At 35.4% G+C, this 21,100-nt stretch carries 22 protein-coding genes; 8 read left to right on the top strand and 14 right to left on the bottom strand.

The genetic code is table 11. The annotated features are described in order from the left end of the window. Positions 1–483 precede the first annotated feature (483 nt). From purN to H8B04_RS12815, 5 genes are all read right to left on the bottom strand, one after another. Positions 484–1,059, bottom strand: coding sequence for a phosphoribosylglycinamide formyltransferase (purN, locus tag H8B04_RS12835; protein WP_190302611.1), 576 nt, complete (start codon positions 1,057–1,059; stop codon positions 484–486). A 78-nt stretch (positions 1,060–1,137) separates the two neighbouring features. Next, a complete protein-coding gene (locus H8B04_RS12830) occupies positions 1,138–2,571 on the bottom strand; it encodes a serine hydrolase domain-containing protein (protein ID WP_190302610.1) in 1,434 nt (477 codons plus the stop codon). Between the two features lie 24 nt (positions 2,572–2,595). Continuing rightward, positions 2,596–3,333 carry a LytR/AlgR family response regulator transcription factor gene (locus H8B04_RS12825; RefSeq protein ID WP_165291789.1) on the bottom strand — a complete coding sequence of 246 codons (738 nt, stop codon included), beginning with the start codon at positions 3,331–3,333 and terminating at the stop codon, positions 2,596–2,598. Then, the gene (locus H8B04_RS17140) at positions 3,326–3,988 is read right to left on the bottom strand and encodes a sensor histidine kinase (RefSeq protein WP_223815419.1); all 663 of its coding nucleotides are present in this window, start codon (positions 3,986–3,988) and stop codon (positions 3,326–3,328) included. Before H8B04_RS17140 ends, H8B04_RS12825 begins: the two co-directional genes overlap by 8 nt. Before the next feature lie 386 nt (positions 3,989–4,374). Then, entirely contained in the window at positions 4,375–5,238 is an 864-nt protein-coding gene (locus H8B04_RS12815; protein ID WP_165291787.1) for a LiaF transmembrane domain-containing protein, read from the bottom strand. A 247-nt stretch (positions 5,239–5,485) separates the two neighbouring features. On the opposite strand from H8B04_RS12815, the gene H8B04_RS12810 reads away from it, so the two are divergent. The 6 genes from H8B04_RS12810 to rseP all read left to right on the top strand — a co-directional run bounded on the left by H8B04_RS12810 (position 5,486) and on the right by rseP (position 13,450). Next, positions 5,486–5,824: a DUF3276 family protein gene (locus H8B04_RS12810; protein WP_190302609.1), complete on the top strand. Its 339-nt coding sequence runs from the start codon at positions 5,486–5,488 to the stop codon at positions 5,822–5,824. A 129-nt stretch (positions 5,825–5,953) separates the two neighbouring features. Next, complete coding sequence (locus H8B04_RS12805) at positions 5,954–8,098, top strand: S9 family peptidase (RefSeq protein WP_190302608.1); 2,145 nt, start codon at positions 5,954–5,956, stop codon at positions 8,096–8,098. A 554-nt stretch (positions 8,099–8,652) separates the two neighbouring features. Then, positions 8,653–9,960: a group II intron reverse transcriptase/maturase gene (gene ltrA, locus H8B04_RS12800; RefSeq protein ID WP_223815418.1), complete on the top strand. Its 1,308-nt coding sequence runs from the start codon at positions 8,653–8,655 to the stop codon at positions 9,958–9,960. Between the two features lie 196 nt (positions 9,961–10,156). Further along, positions 10,157–10,948, top strand: a complete 792-nt coding sequence (locus H8B04_RS12795; protein ID WP_190302607.1) for a hypothetical protein — start codon at positions 10,157–10,159, stop codon at positions 10,946–10,948. A 17-nt stretch (positions 10,949–10,965) separates the two neighbouring features. Next, positions 10,966–12,135 (top strand): 1-deoxy-D-xylulose-5-phosphate reductoisomerase, encoded by a 1,170-nt coding sequence (locus H8B04_RS12790; protein ID WP_190302606.1) that lies wholly within the window; start codon positions 10,966–10,968, stop codon positions 12,133–12,135. Between the two features lie 10 nt (positions 12,136–12,145). Beyond that, entirely contained in the window at positions 12,146–13,450 is a 1,305-nt protein-coding gene (gene rseP, locus H8B04_RS12785) for an RIP metalloprotease RseP (protein WP_190302605.1), read from the top strand. A 67-nt stretch (positions 13,451–13,517) separates the two neighbouring features. Here the strand turns inward: rseP and H8B04_RS12780 are convergent, their stop codons facing one another. The 5 genes from H8B04_RS12780 to H8B04_RS12760 all read right to left on the bottom strand — a co-directional run bounded on the left by H8B04_RS12780 (position 13,518) and on the right by H8B04_RS12760 (position 15,751). After that, positions 13,518–13,862 (bottom strand): DUF4180 domain-containing protein, encoded by a 345-nt coding sequence (locus H8B04_RS12780; RefSeq protein ID WP_190302604.1) that lies wholly within the window; start codon positions 13,860–13,862, stop codon positions 13,518–13,520. A 6-nt stretch (positions 13,863–13,868) separates the two neighbouring features. Beyond that, a complete protein-coding gene (locus H8B04_RS12775) occupies positions 13,869–14,378 on the bottom strand; it encodes an SRPBCC family protein (protein ID WP_190302603.1) in 510 nt (169 codons plus the stop codon). 73 nt (positions 14,379–14,451) lie between these two features. Further along, a complete protein-coding gene (locus H8B04_RS12770) occupies positions 14,452–15,000 on the bottom strand; it encodes a dihydrofolate reductase family protein (RefSeq protein WP_190302602.1) in 549 nt (182 codons plus the stop codon). Further along, on the bottom strand, positions 14,976–15,353 hold the full coding sequence (locus tag H8B04_RS12765; RefSeq protein ID WP_190302601.1) for an MmcQ/YjbR family DNA-binding protein: 378 nt from the start codon (positions 15,351–15,353) through the stop codon (positions 14,976–14,978). The genes H8B04_RS12770 and H8B04_RS12765 overlap by 25 nt, the downstream gene beginning before the upstream one ends. A 2-nt stretch (positions 15,354–15,355) precedes the next feature. Beyond that, on the bottom strand, positions 15,356–15,751 hold the full coding sequence (locus H8B04_RS12760) for a DUF1801 domain-containing protein (RefSeq protein WP_190302600.1): 396 nt from the start codon (positions 15,749–15,751) through the stop codon (positions 15,356–15,358). Between the two features lie 199 nt (positions 15,752–15,950). Between H8B04_RS12760 and H8B04_RS12755 the strand changes: the two genes are divergently transcribed. Next, on the top strand, positions 15,951–16,388 hold the full coding sequence (locus H8B04_RS12755) for a MarR family winged helix-turn-helix transcriptional regulator (protein ID WP_190302599.1): 438 nt from the start codon (positions 15,951–15,953) through the stop codon (positions 16,386–16,388). 13 nt (positions 16,389–16,401) lie between these two features. Then, complete coding sequence (locus H8B04_RS12750) at positions 16,402–16,881, top strand: DUF2798 domain-containing protein (protein ID WP_190302598.1); 480 nt, start codon at positions 16,402–16,404, stop codon at positions 16,879–16,881. A 63-nt stretch (positions 16,882–16,944) separates the two neighbouring features. Here H8B04_RS12750 and H8B04_RS12745 read toward each other — a convergent pair whose 3' ends face one another. The 4 genes from H8B04_RS12745 to arr form a co-directional block, all read right to left on the bottom strand. Then, positions 16,945–17,817: a hypothetical protein gene (locus H8B04_RS12745; RefSeq protein ID WP_190302597.1), complete on the bottom strand. Its 873-nt coding sequence runs from the start codon at positions 17,815–17,817 to the stop codon at positions 16,945–16,947. 12 nt (positions 17,818–17,829) lie between these two features. Then, the gene (locus H8B04_RS12740) at positions 17,830–19,782 is read right to left on the bottom strand and encodes a caspase family protein (protein WP_190302596.1); all 1,953 of its coding nucleotides are present in this window, start codon (positions 19,780–19,782) and stop codon (positions 17,830–17,832) included. Positions 19,783–19,999: 217 nt separating this feature from the next. Beyond that, a complete protein-coding gene (locus tag H8B04_RS12735) occupies positions 20,000–20,446 on the bottom strand; it encodes a DinB family protein (protein ID WP_190302595.1) in 447 nt (148 codons plus the stop codon). A 24-nt stretch (positions 20,447–20,470) separates the two neighbouring features. Beyond that, complete coding sequence (gene arr, locus H8B04_RS12730; RefSeq protein WP_190302594.1) at positions 20,471–20,926, bottom strand: NAD(+)--rifampin ADP-ribosyltransferase; 456 nt, start codon at positions 20,924–20,926, stop codon at positions 20,471–20,473. Positions 20,927–21,100 lie beyond the last annotated feature (174 nt).

Here is a 21,100-nt window from a genome sequence, read left to right as displayed (position 1 = left end):
TGTTTTTTATTTGGAGCAGCAAAGGTAAAAATTTATGTGTGGATTTCATAGGAATAAAGGCTATTTATTTGCTGAATTAAATAAGTTCAATTTTTTATAACTAGACATATTGTGCGTCATCGTAAGTTTGTAGGAATATATTTGGATAATATTAAACAGAATATAATTTTGTTCAGTTTAAAAAGATCCAGCAGAGAGAAGGAGCAAGATTTTAGTCCGTCATTAGTCAATAAAGACTCTTCGAAATGTTAGTCCCCTTCTCTCATTCTTATTGCAACTTGGGCAGTTCATTAGGCGAAATAGCAAGAAGGAAGAGACATTGTTGCGAAAGATTCTAGCGACGAGTTTTAGCTTCGCTGAGCTCGGCTTTCAGCTTTCGGTTTTGCATTCTTTTTTGAGGGAAAAAAGAATGAGCCCCTCGCGGCTTGAGCGAGACTATAGAAGTTAATAAACATAAAAATCGCACCGTTTAGGTGCGATTTCTTAATGATATTTCTTTAATAAGTTCTCTACGACTTTTGGGTAGTGTAGGTGCTCTAATTGTTGTCCTTTGAATTTGATGGTTTCTAAGGTGTCGTCTTTTTCTACTTTGAAACGACCTTGGTAAATTACTTCGCCTTCGTCGAAGTTTTCATTCACAAAGTGAATGGTAATACCGTGTTCTTCGTCACCAGCAGCCAAGACAGCTTTGTGTACGCGATCACCATACATGCCTTTACCGCCGTGTTTTGGTAACAGGGCAGGGTGGATGTTGATGATTTTATTTGGATAAGCTTTTAACAAGTTCTCTGGAACCAACCATAAGAACCCTGCCAATACGATTAGGTCAATATCCAAACGTTTTAATATATCTACGATATTATCGGTTTGATAGAATTCGTTTCTATCAAAAACGTGTGAAGGTATTTCAAAATTATCAGCCCTTTGTAGTACGTAAGCATCAGGGTTGTTACTTAGTACTAATGATACTTCGGCTTCATCAGAATATTTAAAATGCTCCATGATTTTTTGAGCGTTTGATCCTGACCCCGAAGCAAAAATAGCAATGCGTTTTTTCACGTTGTTATTAGTTATAATATTTTCTCAAATATAATCATTTCTGCCTTTTTATTGGCATACAGACTTATCAATTGTCAATTATTTAGAGCTGGCAATTTTGCTCAAAATCATTCCGCTAATTTCATCTACGGAAATAGCAGAATTGGAAAGAACAACGATAGCTGATTTTTTGTCGGGCACCAAACCAATGAATGATGAACTGCCTCCTGTGCCGCCATTGTGCCAATATTGGATGACATCATCGACCATATTCATATGCCATGCTAAACCGATATCTGTATTTGGCGGAAGATAAAAAGTGAATTGACGAGTTAACGCCATTGCATTTTCCAAAGTAGTCTCTGGTAATTTGAATTGGTACTGCGCAAAACGTAATAAATCATGCACGGATGATTTCAGCGCACCTGTACCTGCGAAAGCTTGCCATTCCCAAATTGGGGTTTCCTGACCTTGCTCGTTATATACTTTTACGATTTTCTGTGTTTTCAAATTGGCTTTATCTACCGTATTTGGAAGTTTTAAAGAATCCGAAATTATTTCTTTAATATTCTGTACGTAGGTTTTATTCGTAATAATCGAAATTAGCTCACCTAATAAACCATATCCTAAATTGCTGTATTCAAAATTGTCACCTGGTTCATTTTCACTGCTTACATTTTTCAAATAGTGAAATAAATCTTTACGGCTATAGGTTGCATATGGATTTTTAGGGTTGAATTTTGCTGCTTTTTCTAAATTATCAGGTAATCTAGGCAATCCAGAAGTATGATTCGCTAAATGCTTGAACGTTATTTTTTGAAGAAATGGGTTCTGCGCTAATGAATCGGGCAAAAACTTAACGATGCTATCATCTAATGCGATCGTTCCTTGTTCCACTAAATCAGCAAGTAGGGTAGCCGTAAATACTTTTGTTACAGAACCAATTTCATACAGCGTATTTCCGTCAGGCAGGGAGGCTTTGAATGCTGCATCAGTCTGACCGTAGAAAAATGTATTTATTTTTCCTTTATTAATAACGCCAATCGCTAATGATTTGGTGTTAGGATTTGCCAAATACGCATTCGCTACAGAATCTATGTAATGATCCAATGCATTTTGTTTATTTACGTTTGATGCTACAGCTTCCATACGTTTGGTCGGAATATGACCTTGCTGCAAAAGGAAATAATTGAATTTATAATTGGAATCTACACCTAAATACAAGGAACTTTTTATAGCTCCAAGCATAAAATTATATCCAGCAATGTTATTGGAAAAAGACGCTGGTTCTGTATTCGAAATCTTTCCGTAGTTGGCCAGATCTCTAATCATACTAACAAAACCTTGCTGGTCAACTTGTCTTTTGAAGTCATCCGAAGCTAAAGTGTATACAGAGTCTGGTTGTTTGGAATTGATGAAATATTCTATTCGGTTATATACCGTTCTATTTCTGCGCTCGACAGGAGATTGAGCAAAGACAAATGAACTTAATAGTATAAGGTTGCAGACTAATAGTAGTGCTTTTCGTTTCATGCTGCAAAATTAACAAACAATCGGCTATAAGCCAATTGTTTGTTTTAATCTTGCATATCCTGATTTACTGATATTTACTTTGTCACCACTGATTAAAATACCTTTGTAGCTTTCTTTTTCCATCGGTTCTATCTTAGCCAACTGATCTACTTTGATGATAAAAGAACGGTGTACGCGTACAAATTGTTTTGGATCAAGTTGTTTTTCGAAAGAAGACATTGTTTTGTTTTTCAAGAACATACCATCTTTTGTGTGAATCTTTACATAATCATCATAAGCTTCTAAAAAGATGATTTGTTGTACGGGAATCAACTTGATTTGTGTACCATTTTTCACCACGATTCGCTCTAATGTTTCTTCATCCAAATCCTCTTTTAAAGCTTTTACACCTTGTTGTTTTTGTTTCGTAGCATGCAGTGATTTAAATTTCGCTATGGCTTGTTCGAAACGATCTTCCGATATGGGTTTAAGCAAATAATCCACAGCATTCTTCTCAAATGCCTTCAACGCATATTCTTCAAAAGCTGTAGTGAAAATAATATGAGGCAATTCGTCTAAAATTTCCAACATTTCGAAACCTGTCAATTTTGGCATTTGTATATCCAAAAAGACGATATCTGGTTTAAACTGTTGAATCGCTTTGGCACCTTGAAAACCGTCACCGCATTCGGCTACGATTTCAAAATCATTTTCCTTTTGAAGATATTCATGTATAATCATCCGAGCCAAAGGCTCATCGTCTATAATTATTGCTTTAATCATGTTGAGGTATTTTTATGATTGCTGTGAATTGATTTTCTGTTTTTCGGATCTGTAATAAATCTGTACGGCTATAAATTAAAAACAATCTTCGCTGAATACTTGAAAGCCCAAATCCTGTACCTTTTTTGTTATAGAACTGATCTGTATCGTATGGATTTGTAATTTCAATCGTCAGCATATTGTGTTCCATGCTGATGTGCGTATTGATATCCACGTCGCCAATAATATTGTATAACCCGTGTTTTATAGCGTTTTCCATAAGCGGTTGGATAATCATACACGGAACTTTTGCGTGCAAAAGTTCGTTATCGTATTCAAAGTGCGTCTTTAAACGATGACCAAATCTAACTTTTTCAATCTCTAAATACAATTCTAAATGTTTGATTTCATCCGCCAGCGGAATCAATTGTTTATCATCCTTACGCATCGTCCCTCTTAAAAAGTCAGAGAGTTGGAATGTCATTTTCTTAGCCAAATCAGGTTTTACACCTATCAGCGCTATAATGGAATTTAAGCTATTGAAGAGAAAGTGGGGTTGAAGTTGTTGTCTAAGGTTGTATAATTCTGCATCACGTACCAAGCGCTCGGATTCTAATTTTCTTCTATCGTTTTCTAAAGCTTCTTCTTGCACATTCCAAAAAATATTGATAATCATGATACAAGACAAGACCAAAAAATTGATAATAAACTTGTAGGGTAATTTGTGATAGTAATGGACTAAAGATGGGCTATCAAAGAACTGGTAGATACAAAAGATAGAAATTACCAAGCTCATAATGGTCAATGCAAAGCAGAACCCGATAATTTTGAGGTACTGCTTTTTGCTTGGGTTATAGAATTTCATCGAACTAAATATCAAATAACAACACAAAGCCATTGCTATTGCACTGATAAGTGGTTCTATATACGATACCTTTATTGGTTTAAATTCCCACCACAATAGAAAATAAGAAACGGCAAAGTATAAAACAAAAATAATCCATACACTGAAATGGACTAAAGCTGTTTTAGAGTTTATTTTGAAGAGCGAAAACATTTTCCTTAGCTATTTTTTATTGTTACGGTACCAAATAAAGATGTTCCGGTCAAGTATAATTTCTTCGAATCATCGTATGGATGATTAATCATTATGCGGCGATCATCTACATCTCCGAAGATAGAAGAAACAGAAGGAGTCACCACCCAATGAGGAGGTACAATGATTTTTATGCTACCAAATAATTGAAATGAATCAATGACTACAGGCTGAGTAATGTCCGCTTGTAAAAGATTGATCACCGATGAGCCAAATATATTTGTGATAGTACCACCTAAAAAGTTTTTAGACAAAATGATTTTTTTCGAGTTACCAAAGATAGCATCGATTTTCAAATAATTTTCAGCATACTGGAACTGCTCTTGCGTTCCAGTATACCCAGCATTTGCATGCGACGAATTTCTATTGTTTTCTTCTGTGCCATCTGTCAAATCCACGACTCTGCGATCCCAGTCAAATTCGTCTGTTGGGTGCGGAGGATTGGTGTTTTCTGGTGGAGTAGGGATAGTAGGTACTTTTCTATTTCTATTGATTATATATATACCAATCACAATGGCAATAGCTGGAAAAAGCACTTGAAATGGATTGAAATCATGAAAAATCTTGCGAAGTAAAAATATACCACCAATAGTCAGTAATACCAGTGCTGATTTTTTCTCAAATTTTGAATTAATACCGATGACAAGGCCGATTATAATCAAAATCATTGGAAAGCTAAATAACCAATCAGGAAATAAGAATCCTAAATCCAAGTTATTTAGAAGCAAGAATACACCGAAAAGTATTATAATAGCACCTACAGTAGTAGAAGACTTATTATTGCTCGGTGGCATTTGCGGGTTTTGATTTGTATGCGTTGACTTTTCCATTACTCTTTATTTTATAGCTCAAAAGTAAACACCTAATGTCATTGAACGTACTAGAATTAGGTATTTATGGTAGCTTCATCGGTAAAGTATCTGATTTCATCGGTAAAAATACATTCTAAAAAATGATTTCAAATCTTTATTAATAAAAAATAATTATTTTTTGCAAAAAATTTGGTTCTTTCATAAGATATATTATATATTTATGACATTAAAATATAGGATTTAAACTTAAATACTTACTAGACTAATGGGAGATTTTGAAAACAAAGAACGTGAAGAAGTATTTTCAAAAAAGGTGAGAGCTGGAAAACGTACTTATTTTTTTGATGTAAAAGCAACACGATCGAATGATTATTATGTGACTATTACAGAGAGCAAAAAGCGTTTTGAAGATGGTCAGTTTATCAAACATAAAATTTTCTTATACAAAGAAGATTTTGAAAAGTTCGCAGAGGGATTGACAGAAGTGGTGGAATACATCAAATCAAACCAAGAAGTCGTAGAAAAAAGATACGAACAAAGTCAAGAGGATTCTGCTTATGAAAATAGCGGTGAGTTTGTAGCAAAAGATAATTTTTCTTTCTAATACAAAAACCTAATCAAGATATTCGAGCCACTTCATGAAGTGGCTTTTTTGATTTTAAAGTTGTTACAATAATTGTGTGCCAATTATACACTTAACCTTTATTTTCGTGGCTACTATAGATGATATTATATGACAAAACGTTGGACTAATTTAGCAGTCATTGGACTGTTGTTTATCGGATCGCAGTCAATTGCTCAGCAGAGATTAAGCTTTGATGAAGCTTGGGGTAGAGTAAATACTGTTACTAAGCCTATTAATGGTTATCCAGGGTGGGCTGATAATGACCATTTTTTAGAATACAATAGAGAAGAAAATCGTACTTACAAAGTACATGTGAAGACTGGAAATAGAGAAATTTATGTTCCCACCGAGATTAAAAGTACCAAAGTTTTTTCTCGTGATAATGATGTATACATCCAATTTGCGAATGGTCAAGAGAAGAAACTGACAAATTCTCCAGAGGTACCAGAGCAAAATCCAACCTTGTCTCCTGATGGAAAATATGTGGCTTTCACGCGTCAGAGTAATTTATTCAGTGTGGCAGTAGAGAATGGGAAGGAGACACAATACACTACGGACGGTACGGATGTTATATACAACGGTTGGTCTTCATGGGTATATTATGAAGAAATCTTAGGACGACCAACCAATTATAGAGCTTTTTGGTGGTCTCCTGACAGTAAGCAAATTGCTTTTATGCGTTTTGACGACACGAAAGTTCCGATGTTTCCAATTTATGGTTCAAAAGGACAAAATGGTTATTTAGAGCAAACGCGCTATCCAAAAGCAGGACAGAGTAATCCGGAAGTGAAGGTGGGTTTTGTGAAGGTAGAAGATAATAATATTGTTTGGGCTGATTTCAATGAGAAGGATGACCAATATTTTGGAGAGCCGTATTGGAGTTATGATAGCAAAACTATCATGGTGCAATGGATGAATCGCGACCAGACTAATTTGAAATTTTACAACATCAATCCTTTGTCTGGTGCAAAAAAGGAGATTTACAACGAAGAACAGCCTTCATGGATTAATCTTGATCATGATGAGCGAATTACGTACTTAGCAGATAACAAGCATTACATTCTGAAATCTGACAAGACAGGTTGGGCGCATTATTACTTGTACACGTTGGATGGAAAATTAGTGAACCCATTAACTTCTGGCGAGTGGCAAGTGACAAAACTGCAATTGGTAGATGAAAAATCTAAAGTAGTTTATTTCACTGCGCGCAAGGAAAATTCGGCTACCTCGGATTTATACCGTGTAGATTATTCTGGTAAGAATTTGAAAAGATTGACATTTGGTGATTATACCCACCAAGTTTCTGTCTCGCCGAATGGTAATTACTTTATAACGACCTATTCTAATGTAAGCACACCTTCAAAAGTTGCTCTAGTAGATAATAAAGGTAAAGTTTTGAAAGAATTGGCGGATGCTAAGTCTGTTGATTTTGAGAAATATAAAATAGGTAAAACAGAATATTTTACGATTAAATCGGATGATGGAAAATTTGATCTTCCTGTTATTATTACTTATCCTGTAGATTTTGATGAAAGTAAATCTTACCCTGTTATTATGAGTATTTATGGTGGGCCAGATGCAGGAACGGTAAGAAATACATGGAAAAATACTTCATCAGGTGCTTATGGAGGCATGTCGCAGCACTGGGCGAATGAAGGGATAATTCAAATTGAATGTGACCATCGAGCTTCAGGGCATTTTGGAAAACAAGGTGTAGCGTGGATGCATCGTAATTTGGGTAATTGGGAATTGGTAGATTACATTACAGTAGCAAAATGGTTAAAAGCTAAGTCTTGGGTTAAAAAAGATAAATTGTTGATTACAGGACATAGTTATGGTGGTTATATGACTTGTTTGGCATTGACCAAAGGTTCTGATTATTTCGATTATGGAATTGCTGGTGCTCCCGTGACAAGCTGGGATTTGTATGATACCCATTATACAGAACGTTGGATGGATACGCCACAAGATAACCCTGATGGTTATAAAAATGGTTCCATACTAACCTATGTAGATAAATATAAAGGTGGCTTGCGTATTTTACATGGCGATATGGATGATAATGTGCACATGCAAAATACTATTCAATTGGTAGACGCGTTGACAGATCGTGATAAGCCTTTCGAATTGATGATTTATCCAGGAAGTAGACATGGATGGAACCGTTCAAAATTAAAGTATGACTTTAAAGAACGCGTTCGTTTCTATTATCAAAATTTATTAGAACGTCTTGTTCCCAAAGAGTTTAACTAAGGTTTGTAATAGAAAGGCTTCGTGATTACGAAGCCTTTCTGTTGTGCGCCCGGCATGGGCGATAACTCTAGGGTGCAAGTCCCGAACACGCCATTACAGTTGGAAGTGTTAGCCGAGGGCAAGGGTGTCCACCGTGAGGTGGAATCTGAAGGAAGTCTCAGGCAAACTCTCGGTCTGACGGACAGAAACTACATATAAGGCCTAAGTTGCTGGATGAGGTTGCAACACAAACTAAAGTCCGATACTGTACAGAAGCATCAAGGTATAGCAGACACATGAGAGGAAAGTTATCGTTCTTACCCGGGGAGATCTCACAGGCTTGTGGAATTTTTTTTTTCAGAAGCAAGGAGTAAAGCTAGCTGTGAGAAGTCAGCTGATTTCGTAGTACTTGCTTACGGCAAAGCAAGGAAGGAATGAACCTTAAGTTAGTGAGCAATACACGAGAATTACCTAATGAAGGATAGAATGCAGAAAATTGATAACGTTTATCAACCTGATCACAAAAGAATAGGGCGGAACCCGAATGCTATGTGGGAGGGCAGACTTTTGTTGGGATGATTGAAAAGAACCTCACCTATACAAACACAAAAGTAGATGGACTTTTAGAACAACTCCTTGACCGTCAGAACTTGAATACAGCCTACCTACAAGTGGTCGGTAATCGTGGTGCTGGCGGTATCGATAAGATGGGCGTCGAATCCTTAGGGGATTATCTTAGAGAGCACAAAGAGCAACTTTTAGTATCCATCAAGCAAGGGGATTATTCCCCAGCTCCAGTAAGACGTGTCGAAATTCCCAAAGATAACGGGTCAAAACGAATGTTAGGGATCCCAACGGTAGTTGACCGTCTCATCCAACAAGGCATCAGTCAAATCCTCACGCCAATTTACGAACCTGAATTCAGTGACCACAGTTATGGTTTTCGTCCGGGTCGCAACGCGCACCAAGCGCTTATCAAATGCAGAGAATATATTGAAAAGGGATACAAGTATGCTGTAGACATAGACTTAGAGAAGTTCTTCGATACAGTTAACCACAGTAAACTGATTGAATTATTATCGCGCAAGATTAAAGACGGAAGATTAATCTCGCTGATCCACCGTTACTTGAGAGCAGGTGTAGAAATAAAGGGATGGATTACAGTCACTACAGAAGGTGTACCTCAAGGAGGGCCACTAAGTCCACTTTTGAGCAATATTATGCTTGATGAACTGGACAAAGAACTGGAATCTCGAGGACACAAATTTGTACGTTACGCTGATGACCTTGTGATACTTTGTCGTAGTAAACGGAGCTCCTCACGAGTGATGGAATCGATCACAAAATTTGTTGAAGGTAAGCTGAAGCTTAAAGTCAACAAAGAGAAAAGTGTGGTTAGCCATGTATCCAAGATTAAATTTCTAGGCTACAGTTTCTACAATTACAGAGGGGAATCACGTTTAGGCATTCACCCTAAAAGTCTAGGGAAGATGAAAGCGAAGATTAAAGTATTAACCTGCCGTAGTGGGGGTTGGAGCGATGAACAGCGAATTCTCTACCTTAAGGAATACCTCACAGGCTGGATGCATTACTTTAAACTAGCGGACATGGGGACGAAACTCGGGAATCTGGACATGTGGTACCGTGGTCGTCTACGTATGATCAAATGGAAACAATGGAAACGCCCCAGGACTAAAATCACGAACCTAGTACAACTAGGCGCGAATAAGTATAAGGCGTATGAATGGGCTAACACAAGGAAAAGTTACTGGCACATAGCTAACAGCTGGATACTGTCAACAACCCTTTCCAACGATTATCTTAAACAGCTGGGATACCCATCTTTACTGGCAGAATACAAGCGAGTTCGTGTTACAACTTAGGGAAGCGCCGTATACCGAACGGTACGTACGGTGCTGTGGAAGGTCGGAACGGGAATTAATCCCGTTCCTCCTATCCGATTTCTTCAATAATAATGTTGGCAATTAATAGAATTGTGGATAATAAACTCTACAATCTAAAAGATTTTCGTTGATGTAATGCGAAAATTATATCATCTTTGCAGTATTATTAATCAACATGTTAGAATTTTTAAAAGAAAGTACTTTTCGTGCTAATGATGTGTTTTTTCGCGCGTTGAATATTTTGAAGAAACACTATATATCGATTGCGGGGTTGTGTTTTTTGTTGTTTGTCACTAACAATTTATCTACTTATTTGGCACTCTATCTGAGCGATTTGACAGGTAGTGGCATTAGGTTCGTATTGTTGTTGGTCTTTGTGACATTGTTTTTTGGTCTTCAACTTGTTTTAATAAAAAGAGCCATCCTCTTGGCTAATAATATCGAGAAGACTGCATTGAGAAATTACATTCCTTCGACTAAGCAGTTTATCCATTTTATTTTAGGGTTGTTAAGTTATTCCTTCATCACTGGAGTGGTGTACTTATTGTGCTCGATTGTATGTATGCCTTTGTTGTATATGGGAATCGATATGGATACGATATCTTACGAGATAAATCCTTTATTGACAGCGATAATCATGATGTTTGTGCTTATTCGTATTTCATTTTTCCCGTTTTTTATTTTAGAAAATAATTTCAGTTTTGTCCGTTCAATCAAATTAAGTATAGCTTTTACGCGTGGAAATACTACCAATTTACTTATCTTGATGGCTTTATTAGCATCTACATACCTTGGACAGATGTTTTTCGAATATATGGACTATAGTATTTTTGCTAAAATAATGAGTGCTGTCAATACATTCGTTATTATTCCATCAGTGAGTCTAGTGTTGGCTGTAGCGTATGTAGGCATGATAAAAGAATATAAAGGAAGTTACGATCCGGAATTATTGAAAAATATAATATAAAAGAATAAGGGGAAGTTTTGGAGAAGAATAATATAGCCATATTAGGTTCGACAGGAAGTATTGGTACGCAGGCTTTAGATGTTGCGAGAGAATTCCCTGATAAATTTGAAATATCTGTACTTACAGCAAGCAATAATGCAGATACATTGATTCAACAAGCCTTGGAATTTAATCCTAAACTTGTTGTTATCGTTTCGGAAGTCGCTTATACAAAAGTAAAAGATGCGCTAGCGCATACCTCGATCAAAGTGCTATCTGGAGAAGAGGCATTGGTTGAAGCGGTACAGCTAGAAGAGATTGATGTGGTTTTAAATGCTATTGTAGGTTCCGCGGGTTTGCGCCCTACTGTGAAAGCCATTACTTGTGGAAAAGATATTGCGTTAGCTAATAAAGAAACATTGGTTGTGAGTGGTGAGCTCATTATGAGGCTAGTGAAGCAACACAATGTTAAGATGTTGCCTGTAGATTCAGAGCATTCAGCTATTTTCCAATGTCTAGTAGGAGAGCCTAGTCCTATTGAAAAGATTTATCTTACAGCATCTGGAGGCCCTTTTAGAGGTTGGTCTAGAGAACAATTAGCGAATGTTGGAAAAGCTCAAGCTTTAAAACATCCAAATTGGTCGATGGGTGCCAAAATCACAATTGATTCGGCTTCATTGATGAATAAAGGACTTGAGGTAATTGAGGCTAAATGGTTGTTTGAATTGGATATAAACCAAATTGATGTGATTGTGCATCCACAATCTATTGTGCATTCTATCGTACAGTTTGAAGATGGATCGATGAAAGCGCAGATGGGACTGCCAGATATGAAACTTCCTATTCAATATGCTTTGACTTACCCGCAACGCTATAAAAATACGTTCAAACGTTTTGATTTCATGGATTATGGCAATCTTACTTTTGAAAAGCCAGATTTAAATACATTTAGAAATCTTCAGTTGGCCTTTGATGCATTAGCGGAGGGAGGAAACCGTTGCTGTGTGCTGAATGCCGCTAATGAAATAGCAGTAGCAGCATTTCTAGAAGATAAAGTGTCATTTTTGGGAATGTCCAACATTCTAGAGGAGACATTATGTCATATAAAAAATACAAACAACTTAAGTTTGGATGATTATATTGCGTATGACAAGGAAAGTAGGATAGTGGCACGAGATTTAATCAATAAAATAAAACAAATAAATTAGAAAGAGTTAAATGGGAACATTGGTAATGGTAGGTCAGGTTATTCTGGCTTTATCTATTTTGATTATATTACATGAATTAGGACACTTCTTAGCCGCGAGAGCTTTTGGAATCAAGGTCGAGAAGTTTTATTTATTTTTTGATGCTTGGGGCGTAAAATTATTCAAATTCAAATATAAAGATTGCGAATACGGTATTGGTTGGTTGCCATTGGGCGGTTATGTTAAAATCGCGGGTATGGTGGACGAATCGATGGATACGGAGCAATTAAAAGAAGAACCGAAACCTTGGGAATTTCGTTCGAAACCAGCTTGGCAGCGTCTTATCGTGATGTTGGGTGGTATTATCGTGAACGTGATTGTAGGTATTTTAGTATTCTGGATGTTGGTGTTCAAATATGGTGATTCAGACTTTGATAATACCAAACTTTGGGGTGTTAAACCTGGGATTATTGGTGAAAAGATTGGCTTAAAAGAAGGAGATAAAATTCTTTCTGTGAATGGTAATCCTGCCAATTTATTTATGAAGGATTTAATGACTTCTGAAGTGTTGATGGGAGATGCGGTATTAGAAGTGGAGCGTCAAGGTCAAACTGTAGATATTACATTGCCTTCAACGATGTTGAATGATGTAGCTGATCATAAGAAAAATGAGTTTGTAACACCGATTTTCAAAATGTTGCCTGTTGACACGGTTGCGGAAGATACACGTGCTGAGAAAATGGGGCTTAAGAAAGGGGATAGTATCATAGCCATTAATGGTGTGATGGTAGAACGTCTGGATGAATTTCAAAATGAGGTTGCTAAAAATAAAGGAAAAGAAATCAAATTGGATATTATTAGAGGAACGGATTCATTACAGTTGGTGGCTGCAGCTGATACCTCTAGCAAATTAGGTTTCTCGAACTTACCTGTTGTTATGCGCGAGTATTCTTTCTCTGAGTCATTACCATTGGGTGTTTCAAAGGCATTTTCAGTAATCACAGATAATATCAAAGGTTTTGGAAAGATATTCAAAGGAGAAGTAAGAGCGGATAAAGCACTTTCGGGACCAGTAGGTATTGCAAAAATGTTTGGTGATGAAGTGGATTGGACACGTTTTTGGAACCTTGTAGGTGTGCTTTCTATGGCATTAGCCTTTATGAACTTGTTGCCAATTCCTGCATTAGACGGTGGACATGTGGTGTTCTTATTGGTAGAAATGATTCAAGGAAAACCTTTAAGCGATAAGTTTTTGGAAACGGCTCAAATGATTGGATTCTTTATCCTAATCGCATTAATGCTATTTACTTTCGGAAATGATATCATTAAATGGTAATATCCATTATAATATAAAAACCAGAAAGCCGAAACTAATGTTTCGGCTTTCTGGTTTATAAAAGTTCTTATAAGATTTCATTAATGTTTGCCACAAAATTGATTTGTTTGCCTTTATTACTTTCATAAATAAAGTCTCTCAGGCTATTGCTATTATATTTTTCAAAATCTCCTACAATAACTAGAGGCATTTGATATTGTGCAAACTTTTGTAATATTTCGCCAGCTAATTTGGTTTTTAGATTAAAAAAATCAGCTGTTATATTATTTTCAGTTATGATTATCTTTTCATATCCCTCATAATAAAGATTTCCTATTAGCTCTAAGGCATCGTCAATCGAATTAATAACAACTTCTTCAGCAATTATTTCGGCTATTTTCTGCTTGTTATGTTCATGTGTTTTTATTTGCATAAGGTCTTAAGTATTTAGAGAAGTTCGTTCAAAAAGTTCATCCAATTGTTTCAAACACATGGATATTCCTTCTTGAAAACCCATTTCTAATACTCCTTCAATTGCTTCCTTGCTGTCACACGTAATAATGCAATCCACCACCGTGTGCTTGTCAGCCGAGGTAAAAGTGACGTTCCAAGTGCTTTGTGGCATATCTTGATTAATAATTCCATCTTCATCACAGAATCCATCTTTATGACTAAAAGATTGACCTTCATTTATTTCAATATATTGTGATAATGCCCAATGTTTTTCACCCTCTGGCCCAACCATAGCGTAAAGCCAAATGCCATTAGGAATGAAATCCAACGTTTTCGTTTCGACGTGCCAAGGTTTTGGTCCCCACCATTGATCTAACCAATCCGAACTGGTCCATGCTTGCCAAACCAAACTTGGGTCTGCGGCAAATTCTTTCTTAATTTTTATGGTTTTGGTTGGTATCTCAATCAAAAAATCATAAGCTAAGTCTCTTTTCATAATAGAATGTTTAGTGTATTTAGCAGTTTGTTATTACCCTTCAACAATTGAAAATAAGGGTTGTTTTGATAATTTAATAAATTGGAAGTAACGAGAGGACAATATGTCCACCCGGCAGCGTTTTGATTAGTTTTTGTTTGAAAACAATCTGATTTTCCAGACCTTCAAATAATAATCTTCCAGTAGGACTAACCATAGGATGGATACAAAGTTGTATTTCATCTATTAATTTTAGCGCTAACAACTGTAGCATTAGGCTTCGACTACCGATATACACTAATGCATCTTTTTCTTCTTTTAGATTTTTTATGGTTTCAATGAGTGTGCTATCGGCCAATTGAGCTGTCGACCAATTAGTACTTTGTAAAGTGTTTGAAAATATAATTTTTCGGATAGCATGTATCGTTTTTGCAAACGCATAACTTTCGAAATCGGAGTTTTTGTTCTTCAGTACATCTTTCCAATACAACATGAGTTCATAGGTTTTGCGACCGTACAATATTGTAGTTCCTTTTTTCAGCAAGTTGGCATAGTACGCATGAACATGTTCATCGGGTAACGATTGGATATGATCAAAATTACCATCAATCGTCATATTTATTGCGCAAATAATATTTCCCATATCACATGATATTTTTTTGATAAATATGTGTTGACGAGTTTTGGTGGAGCGACTTGACAATACGCACTTCGTACAATAGCTGTAATTATCTCTTCTTTAATTGTATTGAGTTCTACTATTGTCCAACCTTGCCTCCCCCAAGCATTTGGAACCGGATAAATTATATTTTTATCGATTAATGCATATAGATCTTGATCAGATAGAGAAAGTTTGACAGAAGCCTGGTTGTTTTTAGGATTATACGTTGCGAAGATCTTCTTTTTGACACGAAATGATATTTTATCGAAATGTGTATCTTCCATTGCTTCTGGATACGCTAATGCAATTTTTCGAAACGTTTCTAAATTGACCATATTTATTTTAATCTTACTAATTCACCTTTTCGTTTAACTATATTTTTGTAGTCCCATTGAATTTGTTCTGCTTTATGAAGCCAGCGTGTGAGATCTTCCTCATGGATTTCTTCAGTGGTATTAAAGAAAATGGAGGTATCTTTAAACTTTTGACCATGAACATTCAATGCTTCTTCATTGAAATCCTTTCCGCTCCAAAACATTAATCGTATACCTTTTTTCTCTTTGCTAAAGCCAACAATAGGATTGCCCTCAATAAACCAAACAGGGTGACCATGCCATAGTTTACTTTCTGTGGAAGATAAATTCCTATTGATGTATTGAGAAAGGTTTTTGCAAATCGCTTTTTCTTCTTCGGAAAAATTTTGAGCATAACTTTCTATTTCATTGATGGTCATAATCTTGTTTATTATAGGAGAAATTAAGTTATGACTAATTTACAATAGATTAAAGGAATTATAATTGTCTTATGCTAAGTAAATAATTCCTCCAATGAAGAAAAGGTATTCTAAATAAGTTAACATAATCTGCAATGAAAAGTTTAATAAAGATTAATAATGGTTATATTTGTAACCATTATTAATATAACGAATGTAGATGACTAAAAAAATAGCAATAGCATTAAATAGTGTTGAACTTTTAAAACATGCACTCTTTAAGGGCTATACATTTCCTAAGGAAGCATCCTTATTAAATCTCACTCAGGAGCGTATATTAATGACTGTAAAAAATTCGGATGAATTACCAATGGTAACTATTGCGCGAGCGATAGGATTAGAAAAAGGCCCATTTTCACAAACAGTAGATAAGCTAGAAAAATTAAATTATATCGAACGCGTACGATCAAAGGAAGATAAACGATTAGTTTATTTAAAGTTGACAGCAGAAGGAGAGACGATCACGAAAATTATAGAAGATAGCATGGAAGAGCATTTTAAAGTGCGCATGACTATGCTTTCGTCTTCAGAGTTGCATTCCTTTTTTCAAGCACTTGAAGTCTTAAAAAATACAGCAAACATCTTAATATCAAAATAACAAAATGAGTTTAATGCCCGTAAACAAAAAAGAAAGTCTAGTTTACACTATTCTAATGGTAATCGTAATGGCAGGAGTGATGACAACTTACAATATCGCTTTACATAATGGGTTATCTTTACAAACCCTTAAGAAAGCGTGGTTAGTACTGCCGATTTCAGGAACGATAGCTTTCCTTGTAGAATGGTTTTTCGTGAGTAAAACGGCTTTTGCTTTGGTAAGCAAATTTGTGAAAAACGAAGATCCTTTGCCTAAGAAAATATTAATAAGTGCATTGTGTTTTGTGACGCAAATGGTATTAATTATGTCTATAATTGGTTCTCTACTCTTTAATGAAATATCTGAAAATTGGTTTTCCGAATTGCTAATTACTATTCCAAGAAATTTTATAATGGCTTACCCTTTGCAGGTTCTAGTAGCGGGACCACTAGTTGGTTTTGTATTTAGAAAGTTATTTCCACTGGGTACAATTGTGGTACCGGAAAGTAAATAAGCATAGTACCTTATTTAAACATAAAATCCATCTTAATTTTCTAAGATGGATTTTTATTTAAAATCATTTTTCAGTTAATGCCTTGTATATTTCTAACGCGATATCCTTGTCATTGAGATATCCCTCAATACCGTGTTGATTATCGGTTTGGTTTTTGACATTATTATTGTTTACAATAGAAGGGTTGATGTTGAAATACTTTTTATCTAAAGCTTTTAAAGCAACTACATCTCCCTCGTCATAAGCATTGTACCAGCCATTAGCTACACATTCAGGCATTTTGATGGGTGCTTTTAAATATTTTTTGATAGCGCTGATACCAAGAGGTGAGCCTACTGTTATAAATTTCCGAACATTTAAGTCATCTTTATCTCGTAATATATTGTAGCTAACCACGGATCCTAAAGAATGTCCCAAGACGACGCAAGGTTCATTATCCAATGTTGAAATTACCTCCTTATTTATTTTTTCTTTAATCGCATCGACTGTGAGGTAAAGAAATACATCATAGGTGAATTTTTTTAAAGTATATTCGCTCCAACTTGTTTTTTTATCAATTGCTTTCATAATGGAATGTACCCATTCCCAATTCATAATTCCGCGCTCGATTACTGGTGCATCATTTTCTACTGCAATTTCTTGATCTGAGATATTTGCATTCTCAGCAACTTCTAATAAGAAATCTTGAAAAAATTTTGCATCCTTATTTTCTCCTTCCACTCCTCTTTGGATGATATTTTCAACAGGAGAGTCGTATTCGGTAACTAATTGATCTAACAATTTGCCATAATACGGAAAGATAATATCATCTTCACTAATAGGAAGAGATAAATTGGATTTATCAAGACCAAGTTTTAAAGTTTTAATCCATTTTTGTTTTAAATCAACAGGTTCGAAGGCAGCTTGTGCTCTTCCGTGTATTAGGATTAGTTTCATAATTAGGATTGTTTAAGTAAATAGTTTTTTGATTAATTGTGTTCCTCTTGGAGTGAAAGTGGTCCATAAGCTTGGTACTAAATAATTAGAGGCTTCTATTATTATAGGATCCAAAAGACTTTCAAATTGATGTCGATATGCCCAACCTAGGGATAGCATAGGGCAAAATGGAGCTAATCTGTTTTTTTCATCTGTTAAGGCACTAGCGAGCATAGCTATATCAAAAAGAATATTGTTCTTTTGAATCGCCATAAATCTGTAAACAGATTTGATGTCTTTGATTTTACCTTCTTGTCTGAAGGCATAAACTGCATATAAGCCTAATGAAGGATCGATATCTTTATCTTGTCTAAGATAGCTTCCAGCATTTGAAAAATTTATTTGACCATCTTTATTAAAATCATCTTTGAATGTTTTGATATAATCGAATCCGTCATTTGCGGCACTTGCAACATAAGATCTAGCTATTCCTATTCCTTTCTCGTTCTTTAAGTAAGAATGGTATTTATAACTGTTTTGGCTCGGTGTGTAATTAATTGTTAGAAGTGTTTCTTTTTCGAAGACGAGCGTACCGATATATCCATCGAGTATTGCTATTGGAATACTATTTCCATTCTGGAGTATGATAAGGGCAGTTTTCGATTGATCTTGGGGATGAATCCGAATATGAGTGGTATTCTCATAGTCTTTAAATATTTCTAATGGACTATTGGATAAGGATGTTTGTATCTCTGTGCCAATGATTGTAAAGCCTGTTTGTGTCTCGAAACTATCACGTCCTTTGGATTTATAAATAGTCTCTAACCTCCGTAAAAATTTAGTGTCAAATTTAGCTTGAGGGTCGGGCAAATCTTTATTGCCAATAGGTTTTATGTCCGAAAAATCGGGTCGGTCTATATTTTCATACAGATCATCAGTAGGTACATGTCTTTCGTATAATGTTTCGTCTATGATATATTCGCTAGGAACTTCTAGTTTATTTATAATATCTTTAAAAGAATCATTTCTAAGCGAATCTCGCGTAAGCTTTCCTCTAAGATTTCCCAGTATTTTATTTGCTAACTCGGCTTGTGCAGGTGCGACATTTTCGGTATTAGTTTGCGAATAGGTTAGGAGTATATTTTTGGCTGTATTATCATCAAATTCCGCTATACTAGGTTTTGGATTTTGGTATTCCAAACGTATTTCGGGATTTTGTTTTAGCGTTATTTTAATGTCACTGGCTTTTTTAGCCACAAGTGACTTGATATGCGCTTCGCTTGAAAAAGAATCAATACTCCATTTACCTTTAGGTAATTTTTTATACTCCTTATTTGTTGTAAGTTCTTGTACGTTGTAATAGTTGACTAAGCTTTCGTTGGTTTGTTTAGATTTTATTAGTTCTGGATAATTACCATTTAGCACTTCCAGAAGAGCCTGTGTAAAAAGACCAAATCGCTCTGAATTTGATTGCCCTGTTTGTTCTAAAGCGGGATTCCCAGGTCGAGTAGCATAAAGAATGTCAATGGCACAATCTTGATTTGTGTCGTCCAAAATAGGAAAAATCACAGATCCATTGCCTGTAAATTGCATTTCATTGGGCAAAACACGACAGGCGTCCGATATAAAAACTATATACGGGATTCCACTTGTCCGAGCAATATCAATGGAACCAGTTAGGTTTATAGATTCATTTGGATTCAATTGCGCATTCGAAAGAAGCCATATTTCTTGACTTGGGCTTTTTAAAATACCATGTCCTGCAAAAAAAATAATCAATTGTTCGCAGGTCCTTTCTTCTATGATTTCATTGATTCTGTCAAATATCGCTGTTTGGGAAACTCTTTGTAGAGCATCTATAAATAAATCTACTGTATAGCCCTGAGAGTTTCCCCATGCTGCAAATTGTTCAGCTCCCGATACAGCTGATTGCAATGGAGGAAGACCTTTCGCATTATTTATTCCGATGCTAATAATATTTTTCATTACTCGTAATTTTAGTTCATGATTATTCAAGAGGGAAACCGAAGTTTAGGTTTTATACTATACAGAAAATTTGGTTAGTCGTTAGTAATACCAGATATATGGATTTAAGCTAAAATATGTATAGTAATTATAATTTAATTTAATAAATTTTAAGGAAATATAAACTATAATTTAAATATTATTTTGGGCAAGACTTAAGTTTTGATAGAAAAGCTATTTATGAATTTCTCTTAAACATAATATAATCAGATATCAATGGTTCAATGCCATTACTACGACATTCTGTGGCTATCTGTGCGCGATGGTAAGTAGAGTGGTTGATGACATGAAAAAGTATATCTTCCAGCTTATTTTCGAATTGATCACCTTTGGAATTATGGTAAATTACGGTACGATTTAAATCGTCGTTTTTTAGAATCTTCAATGTATTTTGGTAATTGTTTTCATTTATTGATCGTACAAAATTCCAATCATTTAATTGCCATACCGCAAATTCTTTTTCTTTTTGAATTCGAGCGTTCCATATTTGGTGAGCATTCAGCGTATGAGAAAGTAGAAGTAAAGCTTTTTCTGATATCTTGTTGTAGTTAAGCGTAAGAAGATCAATTACCTTAATATTCATAGCTTGGTTATATTCAAATAACGCTGTAAATTTTTCCTTCATCTTAATCTAAATATATTAAATATACTAGGTTAGCTCATCATTCAAAGAATCAATTCCTTGATCTTTTAGTTTTTGTAAAGCATCTTTCATCGCCTTGACTTGTTCTGGGGCGTGCCCCTGCCATTTGGATAATTCACCAACGACACGTAGAGGAGAAGTAGTACGATAAGATAGCGTTGGGTTACCAGGGAATTTCTTATCTGTTAGATCAGGATCATCCTCAAGAGAACCAGTAGGTTCTACCAAATAGATACGTTCTGTACTTTCGCCCAAAGCTAACTCAGCTCCCCAAATAGCCGCGTCCAATGTGGAGGAAAGGAAAATATACTTCGCCTGCAATTGTTTACCGTAATTGGAGGTATGTCCCGGAACAATGAAATCTCCTAATTGAAGATCCGCTTTAGTACCATGAAAATAAATCTGTGCAAAGACACTTGGAGCTTTTGAATTCGTGGTAAGGTCTGATTGTTGATTAGACATAATATTAATTGGGAATAATATTCAGTGAAGTAAAATTATATAATAATTCACAAGTGTCCTAAATAAAAATTTTAGACATATAATATACCTCCTTATCTAGCTTCTAGATAAGTTTTCTGTTTTAAAGTCAAATTATACCCTCTATATTACTTTTAGAATAGTTTAAATTGCCCA

The organism is Sphingobacterium litopenaei (genome assembly GCF_014692495.1).
GTDB lineage: Bacteria > Bacteroidota > Bacteroidia > Sphingobacteriales > Sphingobacteriaceae > Sphingobacterium > Sphingobacterium litopenaei.
The sequence above is the reverse complement of the archived record's forward strand: the minus strand, read 5'-3'. Positions and strand labels throughout refer to the sequence as shown.